7 protein-coding genes are annotated in these 19,755 nt (G+C 39.2%); 1 reads left to right on the top strand and 6 read right to left on the bottom strand.

Annotated elements, in window-relative coordinates; translation table 11 throughout:
* Positions 1 to 18 precede the first annotated feature (18 nt).
* From R2R71_RS02205 to R2R71_RS02215, 3 genes are all read right to left on the bottom strand, one after another.
* Positions 19 to 5,115: a hypothetical protein gene (locus R2R71_RS02205; protein ID WP_316829606.1), complete on the bottom strand. Its 5,097-nt coding sequence runs from the start codon at positions 5,113 to 5,115 to the stop codon at positions 19 to 21.
* A 292-nt stretch (positions 5,116 to 5,407) separates the two neighbouring features.
* On the bottom strand, positions 5,408 to 5,605 hold the full coding sequence (locus R2R71_RS02210) for a hypothetical protein (protein ID WP_316829607.1): 198 nt from the start codon (positions 5,603 to 5,605) through the stop codon (positions 5,408 to 5,410).
* Positions 5,606 to 5,700: 95 nt separating this feature from the next.
* On the bottom strand, positions 5,701 to 6,762 hold the full coding sequence (locus tag R2R71_RS02215; RefSeq protein ID WP_316829608.1) for a DUF2235 domain-containing protein: 1,062 nt from the start codon (positions 6,760 to 6,762) through the stop codon (positions 5,701 to 5,703).
* A gap of 182 nt (positions 6,763 to 6,944) precedes the next feature.
* Here R2R71_RS02215 and R2R71_RS02220 point away from each other — a divergent pair, with 182 nt between their 5' ends.
* Entirely contained in the window at positions 6,945 to 7,307 is a 363-nt protein-coding gene (locus R2R71_RS02220; protein WP_316829609.1) for a response regulator, read from the top strand.
* 53 nt (positions 7,308 to 7,360) lie between these two features.
* On the opposite strand, the gene R2R71_RS02225 is transcribed toward R2R71_RS02220, so the two are convergent.
* From R2R71_RS02225 to R2R71_RS02235, 3 genes are read right to left on the bottom strand one after another with little or no spacing between them, the layout of a single operon-like run.
* A complete protein-coding gene (locus R2R71_RS02225) occupies positions 7,361 to 9,352 on the bottom strand; it encodes an OmpA family protein (RefSeq protein WP_316829610.1) in 1,992 nt (663 codons plus the stop codon).
* 8 nt (positions 9,353 to 9,360) lie between these two features.
* Positions 9,361 to 10,362, bottom strand: coding sequence for a PorP/SprF family type IX secretion system membrane protein (locus R2R71_RS02230; RefSeq protein ID WP_316829611.1), 1,002 nt, complete (start codon positions 10,360 to 10,362; stop codon positions 9,361 to 9,363).
* Between the two features lie 35 nt (positions 10,363 to 10,397).
* Entirely contained in the window at positions 10,398 to 19,745 is a 9,348-nt protein-coding gene (locus tag R2R71_RS02235) for a putative Ig domain-containing protein (protein WP_316829612.1), read from the bottom strand.
* Positions 19,746 to 19,755: the final 10 nt, after the last annotated feature.

The raw sequence follows: 19,755 nt of genomic DNA on the forward strand, positions 1-19,755 counted from the left end.
AATAGTTTAAATTAAGGATTAAGCAATTTGACGGGTTTCTTCCCAGGTTTCGGAGAAGCTGATATCGATAACCCAGAAAATACTGATATCTAAAGCAAAAGTGCACATAGCGATACAGCTGGTTGGACCACCGTTTAATTGTTTCTGAATTTTTCCCGCAGCTTCGATCTGGATAGTTATTGTAACAATTCCACCAAAAATTTCAGCTCTTCCTCTAAAGTAGATGAATGCCCCAACAATTAATTCTTCTGTATTAAGCGACATATCTACGCCAACCATATACATTACGGCAACACTTCCAATTACGGGTAAACCAACACATAGTTCTACACCAAAACCGAATTTAAAATAAAGTGTCGGTGGATTTTTCAAATCTGCAGCCAAGCCTACTTCAGCCCTTCCTGTTGCATAAATTGTTGCTGCTGCCAGCGATACGCACATTACCCTTAAATCGGCACCCAATTCTAAAAATGCGCCCGCCGATGGCATTACCTGATCAATGGTTTTTGGAATCTTAATGGGCTGATTAAAATAGCAGCCAATTTTAAAATAAGCATCGAGTTTTAATGGTGTAGTTGGCGAGTTATAATTAACCGGATCGAAAGGAAATTTAACAAATGGAATTTCTTTCGAGGCTTTAAATTTGTAATCCCAGCTATCGGCACCATTGCTCATCGCAATTTGCAAACCTTTTTTTACAGCCTCAACAGGTTGTGTTGGATCGAGGTTATCTAAAAACTCCAATATCTGGTATATTTTCTCAAGGGGCTCTGCAAGTTTAAGTTGTGGTGCTTTACCAGATTCGAAGCCAGGCTTTATTGAAGCGTTTGCTTTGAAATCCCCGCTAATCGTCATTAATGACTTAAAGGAGGCTAAATCGACCACAATACTCATGTTACCCAATTCATTTTTCCACTTATCTAATGCAGCCCCTGAATCGGTAACATAATCTACTAATGTATTTGAGCTCGGGCCAGTTTTGGGATCACTTTTGTATTTGATGTACAACCTGAACGGTGAACCTTCCGTACCAATAACATCGAAAGTAAAGTTATCAGGTACCTTGAAGCCTTTAATCACCTTTGACAATCCACCTGGAAGAATTTTAGTAACAGCAGTTGTAACATCCTCTATTTTTATGGCATTACCCATGTTAGGGAAAGGGCCTTTACTATTTAAAAGCCTGAAACTATCAGCAAGTAAAGGGGCTTCGGTTAATAATGAGCCTATTTTCGTAATATCATAATTTGGATCAGCCATTAAGAGCTTTTGGGTTCCTGTATTCTGAACAAATCCATATCTTTTAGCAAAGGTTACTGCATTATTCAACAAAGCATCGGGGAATGTGATTTTAGAGATACTTTTGGGGCCGGCCACCTTAAACAAGGGATTAAGCCGATCGCGTAAACCATCTCTTATCACAGGGACACTTTCTTTATTTGCAACTGGCAACACATCGCCCGATGTTTTATCAAGTTCGACGACACTCCAGCTTCCATCGGCAGGTAATTGTACCGATCCTTTTGCCGCAGCAACAAAAATTATTTCATTAGGGTTATTATTTTTGAATGAAGAAGTAACATCAACACGGTTTACCTGGATAGATTGCTTGCTTGCACCTAAACTTAAAACACAATCTACGTTACCACCAACCGCATTCTGAGCTTTCAACATTAACTCTTTGAATATCCTCTGCGGTACCGGAACACCTTCAGGGCCTAATTGCAGATAGCCTTTAAATTGCTTACCAGTTTGAAGAACATAATTACCCTTTCCATCCATATCAAGATTTGCATCCGCATCAAAGGTTACAGCAATAAATTCTGCTCGAACTGCTGTCCCTGCTTGTGTGCGATGAACATAATCGGACGGATTGCCTTTCCAGTATTCACCATCTTGTGGCGTATAATCTATTTTAATTAGCTCACCTGGTATTTCTTTTATATTATGAACATTGTATAACCCGCCGACTAAACCTGGATAGAAAAAATAAGGGTTTTCAAATTTCGCATTATTGCCTGCGCTATTAGCCAGCGTTTCAAAAGAAAAATCGAAAATACCCTCGCTTTTAGCCTGCCAGCCACTGTCTTCTCTGTAAATTATTGCATTGTTACGTCTAAAAAAAGTAACTGTCCTTACCACGCAAATACCCCAAGGATAAAGCATGCTTACTGCCTGAACAATTTCGTGCGATAAGCGACCACGCATCACATCGAATTTTACCTGCGAAATTGAAGCAAATTTGGAAAGTGGTGCCAGCCAGTTACTAAATGTGCTTGCACCATAACCAGAAAAATCAATATGTGTTAAGGGAATGCCTGTTTTAATACTGCCAGATTGCGCAAATCTTTGATTGAATATTTTGTGAACACTTTCCCCCAAAATACTTTGTGGTAGCTGATTACCCCATTCATCTACAAGATTTCGCATTTGACCAGTTAATCCTTGCATTTCAGGTGGATTTAGTTCCTCCAGCGGTTTATTTGCAGCCAAACGAAACTGTACACCTCCCGCAAATTTGGCATCCTGTATTTTAAATTCGGGCAATATAAAATCCAAATGCCTGTTATTTACTGTTGCCTGTTGTGCATTAAATGGAACCAGATTAGCAATAGAAAATTTACCGTTTGGCAGCCCAAATAATATAGAACTCCTTAAATTACCATCTTTTTCTATCGGATTTAGCGGAGCAGGATAGGTTCCGGCAATAACATCATCTGGTTTTAAATTTCGCCTGAAACGTTGAATGTATTTTAATGGGTCTATATCGATTGTCCTGCTATCCAGTTGGGTGAATACAGTTGCAGGTCCCTGATCACTAAAACCTAAAGTACCTAATTTAGGGTAAGTACTGTCATCAGGTGGAGTTAGGTTAATCAGTGGCTCCCAGGTTATGTGTGGGAGTGTAAAACCATTTAACATGGCCATTGGAGAACGCAAATTCATTTTTTCAATTGTAACAATCTGATCTGCGGTTTGCTTAATTTTGGCATAACCTTCTGTAACAACCCGAACCTGGTTAAACGACATCGATATTCCTAACAAATCATAATTGGTACTCAAATCCAACAACGAAAAGACATGTGGTGTTCTAAATGATGATGAATCATTCATCCTGTCGATAGGTGTTTGCCCAGTTGATACCATTGCAGCCATTGGCTGAACCGCAGTTTCTTGATTTGCAGTAGTCTGCATTATGGTTTGCATACCCTGGGTAGCATTATAAGTTAACTTGAAATCGACATTTACTAACGCAAGTCCTGATTCATTTTGAGACCATTCACAAGTTGATGTTAATAAGCCAATCATACTTTGATTATAGCTGGCAACATCGCGGAAAGTTGTTGCGGCCCTGCTTGGCTTATATAAAAATTCAGAAGTATAGGGATGTGGTAATGTCGGAATTAAATCTGTTAAGCCGTACAAAATAGTAAGGTTACCTTTTGTTAATGTATTTTGATTATTCCAGCTACCACTTAACATTAACGCAGCTGGCGGTGTACACAATAAATAAGCATTTTCCAGGGCGAATCTGTAACGTGAATCAGCTTTTTTAATTTCTCTGAATTTCACAGGCGATATCAGGTTATCTGTATTTTCTGTTATTGCATTTTGCTCGTAAAGCATATCCTGATCGATAATCATTACCTGCGCTAATGCAGCAGAAATGTATTTCACATAAATACTATCTTTAGTTTTAGGTGCTACAGGATTTCCATCAGCCTGTAAAGGCTTATCAGCATCAGTAAAAACATCTGCGGGTACAACAATGCCTTCAATACCTTCCTCAAAACAAGTATAATCGAATTTTTTCTTGCGATTAAAGCTTAATCTCAATCCTGCTTTTATTCCACTATCAAGTGCTGTATCCCAAAGGTTATAGTGTTCTTCAATAGTTTTAAAATCGGCCTTTAATTCGTGTATCAGGAATAATCCCTGCTCAGCAAAAATGTAAGGACTTAATAATTCGACAGGCAAACGATCATCTATACCCTCCCAAGTACAGTTTAAACCTTGATTAGCAAATAAGGCCAGCGCACCATTGTTCCTAATAGAAAATGGTTTGGAAACATCCAGTTCACTTAGTGGAAGTGCCCAAAACGATGATTTTATTGTCGCTTCTCCATTTAGTTTAAAAAACGTTGATTTAACATTCAAAGGCTTGAAAATTAAACTATTCGAATCGATTGGAATTAGCAGCTTATCAAATGGCGCACTATATGTTGCGTTTTTATTAGAATAGGTAAAAGTTCTTGCATCACCATAAAGTTGCCATGCTGCATCTCCCATTCTAGTAATTGTAAATTTCTTGCCGGCATAATTCATTGTCAATAAATCTGGCATTTTTATATTTGCCATCCGAGAGTCTAATCCGTAAATACCGTCACTTTTGGGTGTAAAAGCATTATCAAAATTAAGTTCCAGCGAGTATGTAATATCAGGTGTTAACTTTATCGAATCGGCTGTAACGGAAATCGACTTCGAGAAGATGATTTTTCCAGAAGCGATCTTAAAGCCAGTATATTTTAAGTTACCTGCGCCGGCAGCAAATAAATCGGCCCTCAGCCAAACACTACCTTTTGTTAAAGTGAAAGTACTAGATGGGCGGTTCACGATTGCAAGTTTTATGGGAATAAGCATTAATGGTTGCGTTTCGCCATTTAAATAAACTGGTATAAGTTTTTCGTATGTAAAGAAATCGTACCAAACTAACCTTCCATCGTTGGTAGTAAATGGCCCCATAGTTTTTGATGCAGAAGCAGCTGAACTTAAACCACCTAGCACTGAAAAGGTATTGGCAGTATTCGAAAAATTAGTAGGTAATGAAATGTTGCTTAATGTAGAAAATGGTGTTTCCCTTCTAATAACCAATTGTTCATTGTCTGTTTTCGGAACTTTCGATTCGACGAAATCGCTTAACAGCACATTCTTACGTATATTTTCATTAATCTGCGTAATACTTTCTGTTTTTAATGGGCGAACGCTTAGCGGAGTGACATCAGATTTTTTAATCTGATTTAAAAGAACATCGACCTTTTCCGCATGAACTTCGGGCTGAGCTTTTAAATCATGTACAAGGTTAACACGACTTTTCAATGAGATAGATTTAGCCATTTTCGGATTAATTGTGACACATGTGCCAATTAAAAATTAAACGCAATGAAAAAGAAACAATCGTGTATGTGCTGCTGTAAAATTAGGATAGAGCAAGAAATAGCAGGAGAAGCGCACCACAAGGCTTTATTAGAATTAAGCCATTACAAAAAATCTTAGTTTAAGATCCTGCTATGTAAGTATACATATACACAGTGTAAATCTGCAATAAAAAAACAAAATCTTATATACCGTTTTTACGGTATTCTTGCAAATGTATGTGGAAGTTAAGAGTGGGTATAAAATCAATAAATTATCTGGCTACAGGCCAAAAATAATCTTTATTAACATGGAGCGTAAAATCATATTTTCTGCGTTCATAATCCATCGCCATTTGGCGTAAATGGTTTAATTCCGTAAAACTATTATTCAACTCATTAGTTTGTTCCGAAAGAGAAGTAATGCGATTAATTATTTTTTTATAATCAGCATCTGTTAAAATAGACTTCATGGTTGAGGTATTTAATTCTTATGTTTTATTGATCATATAAATGATGAAATTAAACACCAAATTATTTTAAAAGTTTTTAACAATTGTTAGGATAGCTATGGCCAGTTACCATTATCTCTAATTTTTTCCATTACATGCCTTAAATTTTTAGGGCGATAATTTACATCTGCCGACCATTTCTTGATTACCGTAGGATCGACTGTAGCCTGATAATTTTCCCTTGCACTTATTGTACGATGAATTGGTCCCAGAAGGTTAAAAGGAAAAACTGATGAATTATACAACTTACCTTCGATGCCGGGATTAATGTGTGTTTGCTGATATGTTCTGTCAATTGCCAAACCAACAGCCGAGGCTTTTTCTATAATCCAGTTTAAGGCAATATCATTCAGGCGCTCATCAGGATAACCACCACCAACATTAGAATGAACACCGCAAAACCAGCGCTGCTCCATTACCTGAGGCACTTCCCGCTTATGTACATTCTTACTCTGCGACCATAAAGTAGGTTTGAAACTCTTTCTTTTCTCATCAATGGCCAAAGCATGATACGCGTAATCGACATAGCTACTCAAAGTTGTATCATGGAATTTATATTTATTACTATTAAAAAGACGAAATATACTAAGTGGAATTCCTAAAGAACCAACGGTATCCCAAACACCAATAAATTTTATATTGGTTTCAATGCTATATCTTTCCCGAAAATCGCGTGCATTTTTACCATCAGGACTCCAATCGCCTTCTCCCCTGTTTCTATAATGATGGTAAGCTTCATTAATTAAGCCAAGGTCATCATTTCTGATAATGCCACAATTACGTATTAATCCTGCAACGCTCCGAGCTGTGTAAGCACCGCGACTAAATCCAAAAAGATAAATTTCATCGCCTTTAACATAATTCCACACAAGGAATTTATAGGCACTAATAATATTATGATCTAATCCCCAACCTGTGGCACCATCCAGAATTCTTCTTGTTTTACTACCTGATGTACCAACACCTTCTATGTAATGCTTAATTTGAAAAACACCATTTTCATCTATATTACACACACCTTCAAATAACTTCTGAACATTGGTTTTAATGGGTTCGCCATCTTCAGTATCACCCGGACTATTCCAGGTTCCGTCACAGCAAATGATAATTCTTTTCATAGAGTAGTTAATTAGGATGATTAGATAACTTAAAGTTAATATATTCAAGCTGTTACACCAAAAAAATCATTAAAAAGCGAACACTAACCAAAAACATAAAAGTTAATAACTACAACGATGTGAAAAACTAAGCTAAACCCCTTACGATCAACCACGTTATTAATACATAAAATAGAAATACTATGAAAAAGTGCATCTATATAGTAGAAGATAACCCGGCAATCAGAGATGTTATCGAATTTCTGTTAACAGAGGAGCTTTACGAGGTAAGGGCCTGCCCTAACACCAAAGACTTTTGGTTACAGATGAATAACCACAAGCCTGATATGATTATTTTGGACATTATGCTGCCTGATGGAAATGGTATTGACATTTGTACTGAATTAAAACAAAATGCCAAAACCTATGATATTCCTGTAATGATGATGTCGGCAAATAATCACCTAAGTCATGTTAAATCTAAATGTACAGCCGAAGATTTTATTAATAAACCTTTCGATTTAAATGATTTTGCAAATCGGGTAGAGAAATATGTTCATAATTAAAAAGGCAGGAGTTATAAACCTCCTGCCTAACACTAAACTATGGACAACACCCCTTATTTTTTAGTTACTTTAAATTCTGTTCTTCTGTTTTTTGCCCTTCCCTCAGGATTGTCTTTACCATTTTTTAATTTGTTTGGTGCAATCGGTGTACTTTCACCGTAGCCTTTTGAAGTCATACGGTTTTGGGCTATGTTTTTACTTACCAGATAATCAACACATGATTTCGCTCTTCTCTCGGATAAATCCTGATTATAAGCATCAGTTCCGATATCATCGGTATGTGCACCGAGTTCGATTTCCATTTCAGGATTATCTTCCATAATCAGAACCAATGCATCGAGTACCTTTTTAGAAGGTTCGGTTAATTCGGCGCTGTTAAATTCATAATAAATGTTATCTAGAACAATTGGAACGTTTAGTTTGAAAGCATTCATGCAGTAATCAGCATACATTAAGGTATCAGCTTTGGCTATTTCCTCAAAAGAGTAACTCTTGTTTAAAGCAAAGTAATTTTCTTTAGCCATATGTAATCGTACCGGACGTCGACTATCAATTTTAAATTCATATTTACCAGATGCACCAGTTATGAGGCTGTCTTCAATATCCTGATCAAACATTTTCACTGACACACCACTCAAAGGCGCTTTAGTTTTACAATCGGTAATAATTCCCGAAATCGTTACGTACTCAATTTTAACTTCAAAGAGTTCAAGACAGCAGGCAGATTCCCTGTCAGAACTGATGTAGCCTTTGCTACCATCAGCATTTGAGGCTGTAAAATAAACATCGTCTTTTGAGGAATTAAAAGGATATCCCATATTTTTTGGAGTTGTCCAGGTTACCAGATCACCTGTTGACTCAAAGAAATCCATACCGCCAAAACCGATTCTTCCGTTACTGCTGAAAATTAGTTTTTTGGTGAGCGAGTTATAATTTGGCGCCCGTTCATCAGATTCTGTATTAATTTTCGGCCCCAGGTTTACGGCACTGCCTATACTTCCATCGACCCTGATAGCAGCATACCATAAATCATATTTACCGTGGCCACCAGCCATATCAGATGAGAATATTAGAAATTTCCCGTCGGCAGTTACAAAGGGTTGTGCCGAATTATGGTCTTTACTGTTAATCTGAAGACCCAATGGTTGGGGGTCCGACCATTTATCATCTACTTTAGCAGATGAATAAATCGCGTATTTTTCCTTTTCTTTCCATGCCGTAAAATAAGCTACAGTACCTTCGGGATTAAAGCTGACAGCCGCAAATTCCATATCCTTAGGCAGATTTATATCAATTTTTTTTACACCAACCTCTGTTTCATTAATATTCCCCTTGCTTCGGTAAATATTGTTTATAAAAGGATTTGCTTTCGTTGAAACAACAGTTTCACCCTTTACAGCCTTTAACACTTCAGGCTTACCTGCAACAGAAACAGGCCGTGAGGATGTAAAATAAAAATCGCCACCAGCTTTTACAGGAGCATAATTTGAACCCAGGCCGTTAACATCATTAGGCAATTTTTTCAGCTGAACCATCCTTGGATATTTCATTTCCTTTATCGCAAACTTGCAAGAAAGGATTTCTAGTCTGGCATGTTTAACTAATTCATCGGTATCATTCTTCTGAATAAAATGTTCGAAAGCCGTTATTGCCTGCTGAAATTTTTTATTTGCCCTTAGGCTTTCGCCGTAGTGATACATGGCTTTTCTATACTTTGGATTACTAAATGTACTGGCCACGGCATAGTATTTTTCGGCTTCAGAAAAATCACGATATAGTCTGCTCGATTCAGCCAGATTATATAACGACCCCTCATAATCTTCAATCACCTTATCATTGCTGCCTTGTTTTTTATCTTTTCCGTAGGGTAAAACTAGCTGAGTGCTATCGGAGGTAATTTTTAAGGCTTTTTTATAAAAGGTTGAGGCTGCATAGTAATCTTTATTTTGGAAATAAGCATCAGCTACTTTTTTGTAATTGACTACATATTGTGCTTTAGCAGATGTAACTGAGGCAATAATCAGGAAGAGGATTAATTTTTTCATAAGAATAATTATAAACGAGGACAGAAAAAGTTTGGGCCAATAATACCATTACGACCAATGAGTGAAATAGATAACTCTAAGCCACCATTGCTGTTTGATGCCCTGTTGAAAGTTGAGGTATTCACATCATAACTCAAGCCAAAAACCATGTTCTTAAATTGAAGGCCCACGAATGCAATAGCTGCATCTTTGACACGATAGTTCCCTCCAAATAAAATATTCGATTGGTTATTAACCATAAACTGGGCGTAAGCACCAACAGACACTTCGTTAGTGTTTCCTTGGTACATAACTAAAGCATTTGGGATAACATCAAGCAATTCGGTAGCCCTTATGCGGGCACCGCCATGTGCTGTGAAACGGATCGGTGTACGTGTGCTATTACCTGAAAACCGCTCTACAGGCCTGTTCAAATGGGCTGCGCTGGCACCAACAAATACATTTACATTCTGGTTTGGGTTACCATCAAAATACATCAATCCTGCATTAATATCAGGCACAAAAGACGAGGTTGAGGAAAAATTTTCACCACTGAAAGAGCCTCCATCATAGCCTGTAATCGGATTAAACTGATTTCCGAATCTTGCCTGCGACAAATCGAAACTTCTGTTTACAAACCCCGCCTGCAATCCAAAACTTATCATTTGCAAACCCTCCACGCCAAACCTTAACCGATATGAGCCCGAAACCAATGCTGTCAAATAGTTAAAATCAAGCTCCCCCGCTCTTTGATTGAGGATAGTTGCACCAAAAGCAAAATTCTTAGTTGGGGCAACATCAAAAGATGCACCACCGGTAAGAAAAGAATTTGATAGTGCGCCCCATTGTTGCTTAACGTTTAACGATGCACGATAATCACCATCAATAACACCGGTTAATGCCGGATTTAACCATAAGGGATATGCATAATATTGCGAAAAATGAGGATCTGTTTGTGCCTTAAGGCTAAGCGTTACAATGCTTAACAAAAGCATTGTAACGTATATTTTTAGAGGTGATAGCATTTTCATAGAATGTAGTTTATAGCTTAAATTATATCTGTTAATTATCTGATAAGGGTTACTGTTCCTTTTTTCATAACCTTGGTACCATCTGTCATTTCAATTTCAATCATGTATACATACACACCACTTGGCTGGGCTACGCCTTTGTAAGTTCCATCCCATCCTGTAGTTGTAGAGTTAACCTGATAAATCAGTTGGCCCCATTGTGTATAAATATTCATTTTAACAGAAGCGATAGCTGTTCCGTAAACAAGGAATATATCGTTCTTACCATCATTATTTGGGGTAAAAGCATTCGGCACATAAACATCATTACCAAGTGGATTTGCCGCCTTACCTGTTATAGCAGTAGAATTTGCACTGGTTTGACAAGCTATCTGTCCAATTACTCTGACAATAATTACTACCGCCTGATCTGGTTTTAAACCTGTTACAGTATGCGAAGTTGATGTAGCACCATTTGATGGCGACTGCCATGTGGCACCATTATCAGTAGACACCTGATACCCAGTTGCGCCTGAAATCGCATTCCAGCTAAAGGTTACACTTGTAGGTGTTGTTGTTTGTACGCTGACTACTGGTGCTGCCAACACCGGTAAAACAGTAACAGTTACAGGTGTCCTGGTTGCACTGCTACAACCCGATGCATTTACACTTTCAACATAAAATATTGTTGTAGTGCTAAGTGATGGTGTTGTAAAGGTAGTTCCCTGGCCTAAAGCAGTACCGCCTGTATTTGTATTATACCATCTGTAGGTCAATCCTGCATCTGGCGAGCTTACACTTAAAACAGTTGTACTACCTGAACAGATTACACCATTCGCGGCACTTACCAGAAGCGGTGCAACTGGAAGTGGAGAAACCGTAATATTAACAGGGGTACGATTGCTTGAAGTACAGGTACCTGAAGCCGCTTCAACATAATATGTGATATTGTTTGTTAATGCGGGAGTTGTAAAGGTGCTTCCGGTACCAACAATTGTACCTCCTGTTAGTAATGTATACCAATTATAATTAGTATTTGCCTGAGCATTGGTAACTACTAGGGTTGTACTGCTTCCTGAACAAACACTAACTGAATTACTAGCAACAATTGGCACAAAAGGCTGAGCATTCACCGTTACAGTAACCATTGTTCTACCCGCAGCACTGGTACATCCGCCGGCACCAACTGCCTGTACATAGTAGCTTGTTGTAGCCGTTAAAGTGGTAGTAGTATATGATGTTCCAGTACTTAACAAGTTACCACCCGAAGCTGCGTCGTACCATTCGTAAGTTACACCAGCCTGAGGGTTTTGAATATTTAATGTTGTGGCACTTCCTGAACAAACTGCTGTACCGGTACTTGAAACGACAGGATTAGATGGTGCTGCGCTCACAGTTACTGTTATTACCCGTGCTGTTGACGGAGCATTCTCACATTTATTATCACCTTTTACGGTTACATAATATGTGGTGTTCGTATTCAGTACTGGTGTTGTATAAACCGGCCCAACAAAAGATATATTCGTTAAAGCGGCATCGCTATACCAAGTAAATACTGGATTCGTTACCGTGGTAGAACTGGCTGTAAGTGTGGCTGATGAGCCTGTACATGCTGCTGTATTTCCAGTTACAATAATATCGGTTGTTGTAGCCAGCGGATTAACATTTACAGTAACTATTTTAGCATCAGCTGCTGCATTTTCACATTTATTTGTTCCTTTAACTGTAACATAGAAGCTCGTAGTTGAGCTGACAGTAACATTATAGGTTGGCCCTGTGTAAACAGGAACAGTAAGCGAAGCATCACTATACCAGGTAAATACCGGCTGTGTAACCGTTAAACTAAAAGCCATTAATGTTACAGTATTACCTGAACATGTATTTACGTTATTCAAATTAATATCGGCCGCAGTAGCGTAATCTTTAACTGTTACAGTTACCACTTTTGCATCGGCAGGCGAATTTGCACAACTATTATCTCCTCTAACAGTAACATAATAAGTTGTGGTAGCACTTAAAGCAGGTGTATTGAACGAAGAACCTACAAATGCAACGCTTGTTAAAGCAGCATCATTATACCAGGTAAATACAGGATTAGTTACCGTAGCAGAAGATGCCGATAAAGAAGCTGTGGCATTTTTACAGATAACATTTAGCCCGCTTACATTGATATCTGCCGCCGTTGAAAGCGAATTAATATTAATTAAAACGGCTTTCGCAGTAGCTGGCGTATTTTCGCATCTGCCATCGCCTTTTACAGTTACATAGTAAGTCTTTTCGGTAGACAATGCAGGTGTTTGAAATGAAGCACCCGTAAAGGCAACGCTAGTTAATGCAGCATCATTGTACCAGGTAAACACTGCATTTGGAATAGTAGAAGATGCGACCAAAGTTGTTGATGAACCTGCGCAAATGGTATTCGTTCCTGATATATTGATATCAGAAGCTACAGCTACAGGATTAATGGTAATGGTAACTACAGCTGCATTGACAGGAGTATTCGGGCACCTGTTCGTACCACTTACAGTAACATAATAGCTTGTATTTGCATTGATTTGAGGCGTAGTAAATGCGGCACCAACGAACACTTGATTGGTTAAACCGGCATCGCTATACCAGGTAAATACTGGATTGGTTACCGTTGTACTACTTGCAGTTAAAACTGTTGTTGAAGCATTACATAAGGCATTATTTCCTGAAATAATAATATCAGAAGCTAAAGCATTTTGGTTAACTGTAAGGGTAATAGCCGTTCTAGTAGCATTTGTACAACCAGTTGCAGAGGCAGCTTCTACATAATAGGTATATGTATTTGCAGGCAAATTGGCTGGTGTAGTAAAGGTGCTGCTATTGCTGACAAGCAGGTTACCAGAAACAGCTGCATCGTACCAGTTGTAAACAATTCCTGCTACAGGCTGAATGCTTAAGGTTACCGGAGAGTTTAAACAGGTTGATACAGGATTTGTTGTTGATGGTACAGGAGGTGTTGGCGGCGCAGATATGGTAACAGTAACCTTTACAGGGGCAGATTCGCAACCATTATTACCTGTTGCGGTTACATAAAAATCGTAACTTCCAACTGCAAGTCCTGGATCAGTCAAAAAGGTAACACCATCTTTATTTGCCTGATAAACCGTTCCCTGATACCATTTATAAGTTGTATTAGGTTTTGGATTATTAACACTTAGCACAGCTGATGAGCCTAAACATGCAATGGCCGTAGCAGCGCTAACCTCAGGCGCCATAACCGATCTTTGTGCATAATTAAAATCAATTGATGTTAGCACGCCGACTAAACCAGAATTTAATCTTAATTCTACTCCATCAAACGGTTTTGTTGGGATAAACGTTAAAGTAGCCTCGCTACCATTTGTGGCTAAATCAAGTTGGATAAGCTGGCTGTTTAGTGTTACTTCATCAGCATTGCTTACTGAACCATTATAAGTTGTTAAGGTAATATTAGGAAGTACTGCTGCTGATAATAAACTTCCAGGAGATGAAATTTTTATTCTTAATGTATCGCCTACATTTGATAAACCGCCTGTAAAGCCTAAACGATGAAACACAGAAGTATTGAGCACCCCGGCAGGAATAAATAAGGTAGAACCAGTATTTACATCATTATCGATTGCTAAACCCGGATTGAAAACACCAGCACCTATGTTCACGCCATCAACACCGGTAGCCAGTGTAGTGGTAGCAATGCCGCAATCGGTAGTTCCAGGTGTAGGCGGTATAACATTTACAACGACCGAAGTTATTGGGCTTGTTCCACAAGCAGCAACTGTGGTTGTAACGTAATAAGTTGTATTTACAGTTAATGTTGGTGTTACAAATCTTGTACCTGTAAACACAATTGTGCTGGCAGATGGATCACTGTACCAGTTAATAACAGCATTAGCAATTGATGAAGTTGCTGTTAGTACAGCACTAGTTCCTGATACAATTGTTGCCGATGTTGGCGTAATTACCGGAGCAGATGGTACGCCTCCGGTATTTACAGTTGCAGTAGCTCCTGAAGATGCTGCTCCACAACTATTTACAGCCTCTACTGTATATGTTGTACTTGCCGATGGCGTAACAGTTAAAGTTGTACCATCAGGGCCTGCACTATTTCCATTTACATCATACCATTTGTAGGTTATTCCATTTACAGGATTTTTAACCTGTAAAGTAATTGCGCTTCCCAAGCAGGCATTTACAGTTGGCGATAATAATTCTGGTAAGGCCGGCGCAGCTTGTATAGTGACATCAACTTCTGTTTTAGCACTAACACAACCTGAAGCAGAAACTACGGCAACATAAAATTTCGTATCGGCTGTCAAGGCAGCTGTTGTGAATGTTGGCCCATCCGCAAGCGTATTTGATGAGGCATCAAACCATCTGTAAGTTACCCCGGCTATAGGATTTAGAACTGCTAATATGCTCGTCACCCCACTACAGCCCGCAACACTTGATGATGCAACCTGAGGAGCTGCCAAAGCCCTTTGCATATAATTTAAATTAACGGATGTTAAAGCTCCTAACACACCTGAATTCAGGCTTAAACGAGCTCCATCAAATTGTGCACTGGGAATTACAGTAATTAAAGCTTGAGTATTGCCATTTAACAACCTTATATTTAACAAAGCATTATTTAAAAATGTAGCATCGTTATTTGAATTAGCCCCGTTGTAAGTTGTAATTGAAATATTATTTAAAACACCAACAGACGCTAAACTTTGAGGAAATGAAACTAACACTTTTAAGGTATCTCCAACATTAGATAAACTTCCAAAATATAAATTCTGGAAAGTAGTTGCTCCCAAAGCGCCTACCGGCATCACCAGTGACGATGCCGTTTGAGCATCATTATCTATTGCTAGTCCTGCATTGAAAACGCCTGCGAGTAAAGCAACGCCTGTAACGCCATTTGTTTGAGTTGTTGCCGCCTCACAAGGTATTGATACAGGGGTTCCGGTTCCATTTACTGTTATGGTTACTTGCACTCGACTTGAAGATGTACAACCCGAGGCTGAAACAGCTTCAACAAAATAACTCGTTGTACTGGTTAATGGTGGAGTTACAAATGCAGCACCGTTAAAAACAGGTGTGGTTGATGATTGTGAATCATACCAGTTGAAAGTTACACCAGTTTCGGTAGAGCTTGCAGTTAATATCACTGTCTGCCCAGGATTTACAGATGAAGAAGAAGCCGAAACTGTTGGTATTAGCGGCCGTGGGTTTACAGTAACAGGTACAGCAACCCTGCTTGCACTAGCGCAATTTCCATTAACGGCCTCTAGGTAATAAGTAGTATTTGCATTTAATGCGGGTGTAGTAAATGTATTTCCGGTAAATACAGGAGTACCTCCATTGGCTGATGTATACCAGTTATAAGTAAGTATTGGGTCGGGATTAGCTACAGCTAATGTAGCTGTAGAACCAGCACAGGCATTTGCGACCGGAGCCAGAATAGGTAGCGATATTGCGGGAGTTACTGTTACAACAACAGGAACCCTATCGCTATTAGTACAAGTTCCATTGGCTACTTCAACATAATAAGTTGTGGTTGCAGTTAAAGCTGGCGTAGTAAATGTTGCTCCACTGGCTACCAAATTCCCTCCTGTAGCAGCATCAAACCATCTGAGTGTTGTACCACCATTGGCAGTTGCAGTTAATGTTGCCGTATTTCCAGAGCATATTGTTTGCGAACCACTGGTAAATGTAGGGTTTGGATAAATTACTGTAGCACCATAAATATCTAAACTACTCACTGCTGATACTAACCCACCAAAACGCAATTCAACACGGTCATAAGGTCCAACTGCGGCTAGTGTCGCTGTAAACCTACTTCCTCCTAACAAAGCAAGTTTCAACGTTGATGAGTTAAGCTGATAGCTGGCAACAACTGTTTGACCGTTCATAACATTTACAGTTATATTACTCAAAACAGAAAGATCAAGTAATCCTGTTGGCAAACCTAAATCTAAACGGATGCTGTCCGTTGCATTTCCTGTAGTTGGAAAAATCAGTTGCTGATAACCAGTAGAGCCAACCCCAACTGCTAATGTTATTCTTGTAAAGTTATCTGGATTAGCATCAGTAGAATTGCCTGCACCGCTAATACTGCATAATAAACATATGCCAGTTATACCAGAGTTTTGATTGTTTGCAGCATTACATGCAGTATTTCCACCAGCAGTAATTACTGTTACAGTTACAGGTACCCGTGTTGTACTTGCACAGCCGCTTGCATTCGTGGTTTCAACATAATATGTGGTGGTAGAAGTTAAAGCAGGTGTAGTGAAAGTTGCCCCAGTAGCCAACTCGGTACCACCAGTAGCTGATGCATACCATTTTATGGTATTACCTGCATCAGCAGTTGCGCTTAACGTAGTCGATTGACCAGAATTAATAACCTGATTATTAGTAGTAATTACTGCAGGATTTGCATCCGGATTAACGGTAACATTTACTGCCGTTCTTGCGCTAACGGCTCCACCCGAAACAGCTTCTACATAAAAAGTTGTCGAGGAATTTACCACTGGTGTTAAAAAAACGCCGGTGTTATTTGTTGCAAGAGCTGTGCTTCCTGTAGCACCATACCAGTTATAAGTTACTCCCGCCTGTAAATTACTAACCGTTAACGTTGCAGCACTACCTGCGCATACTGTAGCAGCAGCTACAACCGGCTGATTAACATTCACGACGATTGTATAATCGGTATTTACTTTATTATTGTTGGCATCCGTTCCTGTTAATGAAATTACATATGTTCCCCCTAAGGTAGGTGTACCAGTGATTTCGCGGGTTGCTGTATTAAAGCTTAGTCCTGGAGGCAAATTAGTAGCGATGTAAGTGTATGGTGGTGTACCTCCACTAACTACAGGCAAAGTTTGCGTTACATAAGCCGCTCCAACAATGCCATTTGGCAAAGAAGCTGTTGGCAAAGATAAAACACCACTCACACTTAAAGGATAAGTATTTGTAGCAGTTCTTCCCTGACTATCAGTAACAGTTACTGAAACAGTGTAATTACCTGCCTGTGTTGGTGTTCCAGCAATTTCTCTGGTAACAGGATTAAAAGTTAAGCCAGGAGGAACACCAGTTGCAATGTAAGTATATGGCCCAACACCTCCACTAGCAGATGGTATTGTTTGGGTTACATATAATGTTCCTGCAGTACCTGCAGCAAGTGTTGCGGGTGGCAGTACTAATGGATCAGTAACCGTTATAGTATAATTTGTGCTAACAGTTTTCCCATCCGCATCTGTAACAGTAACTGGAAAGGTGAAAGTTCCTGCGGTACCTGGCGTTCCGGTAATCTCTCTGGTAGTAGGACTAAAGGTTAAACCTGCAGGAAGATTTGTTGCAGTGTAAACATAAGGTCCGGTTCCTCCTGTTACAGAAGGTATTATTTGTGGTGTATACACTTGGCCTGTTGTTCCATTAGCAAGGGTTGCAGAAGCTAAAATTAATGGATCAGTAATCTTTACAGTATATATTGACGTAACATTATTTCCATTAGCATCAGTAACAGTTACCGGAATATTATAGCTACCAGCTTGAGTTGGCGTTCCTGTAATTTCTCTTGTTTGTGGATCGAAAGATAAACCTGGAGGCAGATTTGTCGCAGTATAAACATATGGCCCGGTTCCTCCTGTTGCAGATGGAATTGTTTGTGTTGGATATGGTGTACCAGTTGTTCCACCTGGCAAATTTCCCGGGGTTAAAGCAAGGGAAGCTGTAACTGTTAAGCTATAATTTGCCGTAGCAGTACATCCTTTTGTATCTGTTGTAGTTATAGAGAACGTAAAATTACCAGTAGTTGTTGGCGTTCCTGATATCAAACCAGTTGATGATAAACTTAACCCGGCGGGCAAAGAACTTCCGCTGGTTAAGGCATAAGTAAATCCTGGTGTTCCTCCAGTTGCAGGATTAATTTGTTTTGAATATGAAAAACCGTTTGAAGCATTGCTTAAGGTTGTTGTATTAAATACAATGGCAGGATTAACGGTAACTGTAACAGGAACCCTTACCGACTCTTCGGTACACCCTAATCTTCTTGCAGCTACATAATATACTTTGTTGGCAGTTAGTGCTGGAGTAGTAAATGTACCATTATAGGCGGTAGTTGCTAAAACAGTTCCTCCTTCAATTACATCATACCATCTCAAATCATTTGTGCTGGCAGTAGTTGCTGCTAATGTTGCTGGTGCATTATAACAAGTTGATACAGTACTTGAAACAGGAGCAGTAAAAGTTGGCCTTCCGGCAGATTTTGTTAATCCATAAATAAAAATGGTTTGAGTTAAGTTAACATTCAACAAGGATGATAAGGTAACCTGCACCCTATCGAACGGAACGCCTGGAGAAAAAGGTACAGTTACAGGTTGGCCTGTATTTAATAAACCTAATAAATCTAAATTTAGCAATCCAGCTGCTGAAGCTGAATAGACCTGACTATTACCATTAAAAGCAGTTACGGTTAATCCATTGAGAACACCCGCAGTTAATAATGCAGATGAAGCACTAAATCTTAGGTTAAAATCATCGCCCGCGTTAGATGGTGTATTAAAATAAAAATTCTGACTTATAGAGCCTGCCACACCCAGAGCGCCCAGACTCAATTCAGAATAGTTAGTTGTATTAGCATCAATTGCATATTGAGGGTTAGTTACGCCTGCCTTACCTAAGCCCAGCACGTCGAGCGTTATGCCATTACCCTCGTAATCAGTTGCAAATGCAGGTGCGCAAGCATCAGTACCACTGGTATAAAATGCATGATATACTTTGGTATTATTCAGTGTTCCCAGTAATAAGGCACTAGTAACATCGCGAACATATACCCTATCGTAATCCTGTGTAGGCCTTAATGCCAGATAATAGTATCCATTACCGTCGCGAACTAACCTGAGGTTAGGACTGGTAAATGCACCCGTACTCGATCCGCTTAAAACTGTTGTACCAGTAGAATTTCTGGCTCCTGCTTCTATAGAGTGGTTTCCAAGTACCACTCCACCGACAACCCCAGCCAGCAAACCACCCAGATTTCCACCGAGCAACTGATTAAGTAATGTTGGATCTGCATCAATTCTTATAAACGACGTTGTTCCGGCAGCAACAGTATTTGGAAATTTCAACTCTATTTCCCCTGCATACGAACCTATCCCTATTAACACCCCTCCTGATGATTTGACGGTTGCAAATGTTGTTTCATCTGCTGTTAATGCATTTGCAGCATTATCCACAGTTGTTACATTAGATGGTCCATTCCCACTAACATAACTAACCGAATTTGCGTAAATTTTGGTTTGACTATACGATTCTCTGCACAGCAGCGTTAATAAAAGAATAGTTGTGATTAGTTGAACAATACAGAATTTGCCGAAGCAGGATTGAGAAGTAGAGTTTTTCATCATATCTGGCGTT

The sequence above is a fragment of the Pedobacter aquatilis genome, from assembly GCF_032678405.1.
Classification (GTDB): domain Bacteria; phylum Bacteroidota; class Bacteroidia; order Sphingobacteriales; family Sphingobacteriaceae; genus Pedobacter; species Pedobacter aquatilis_A.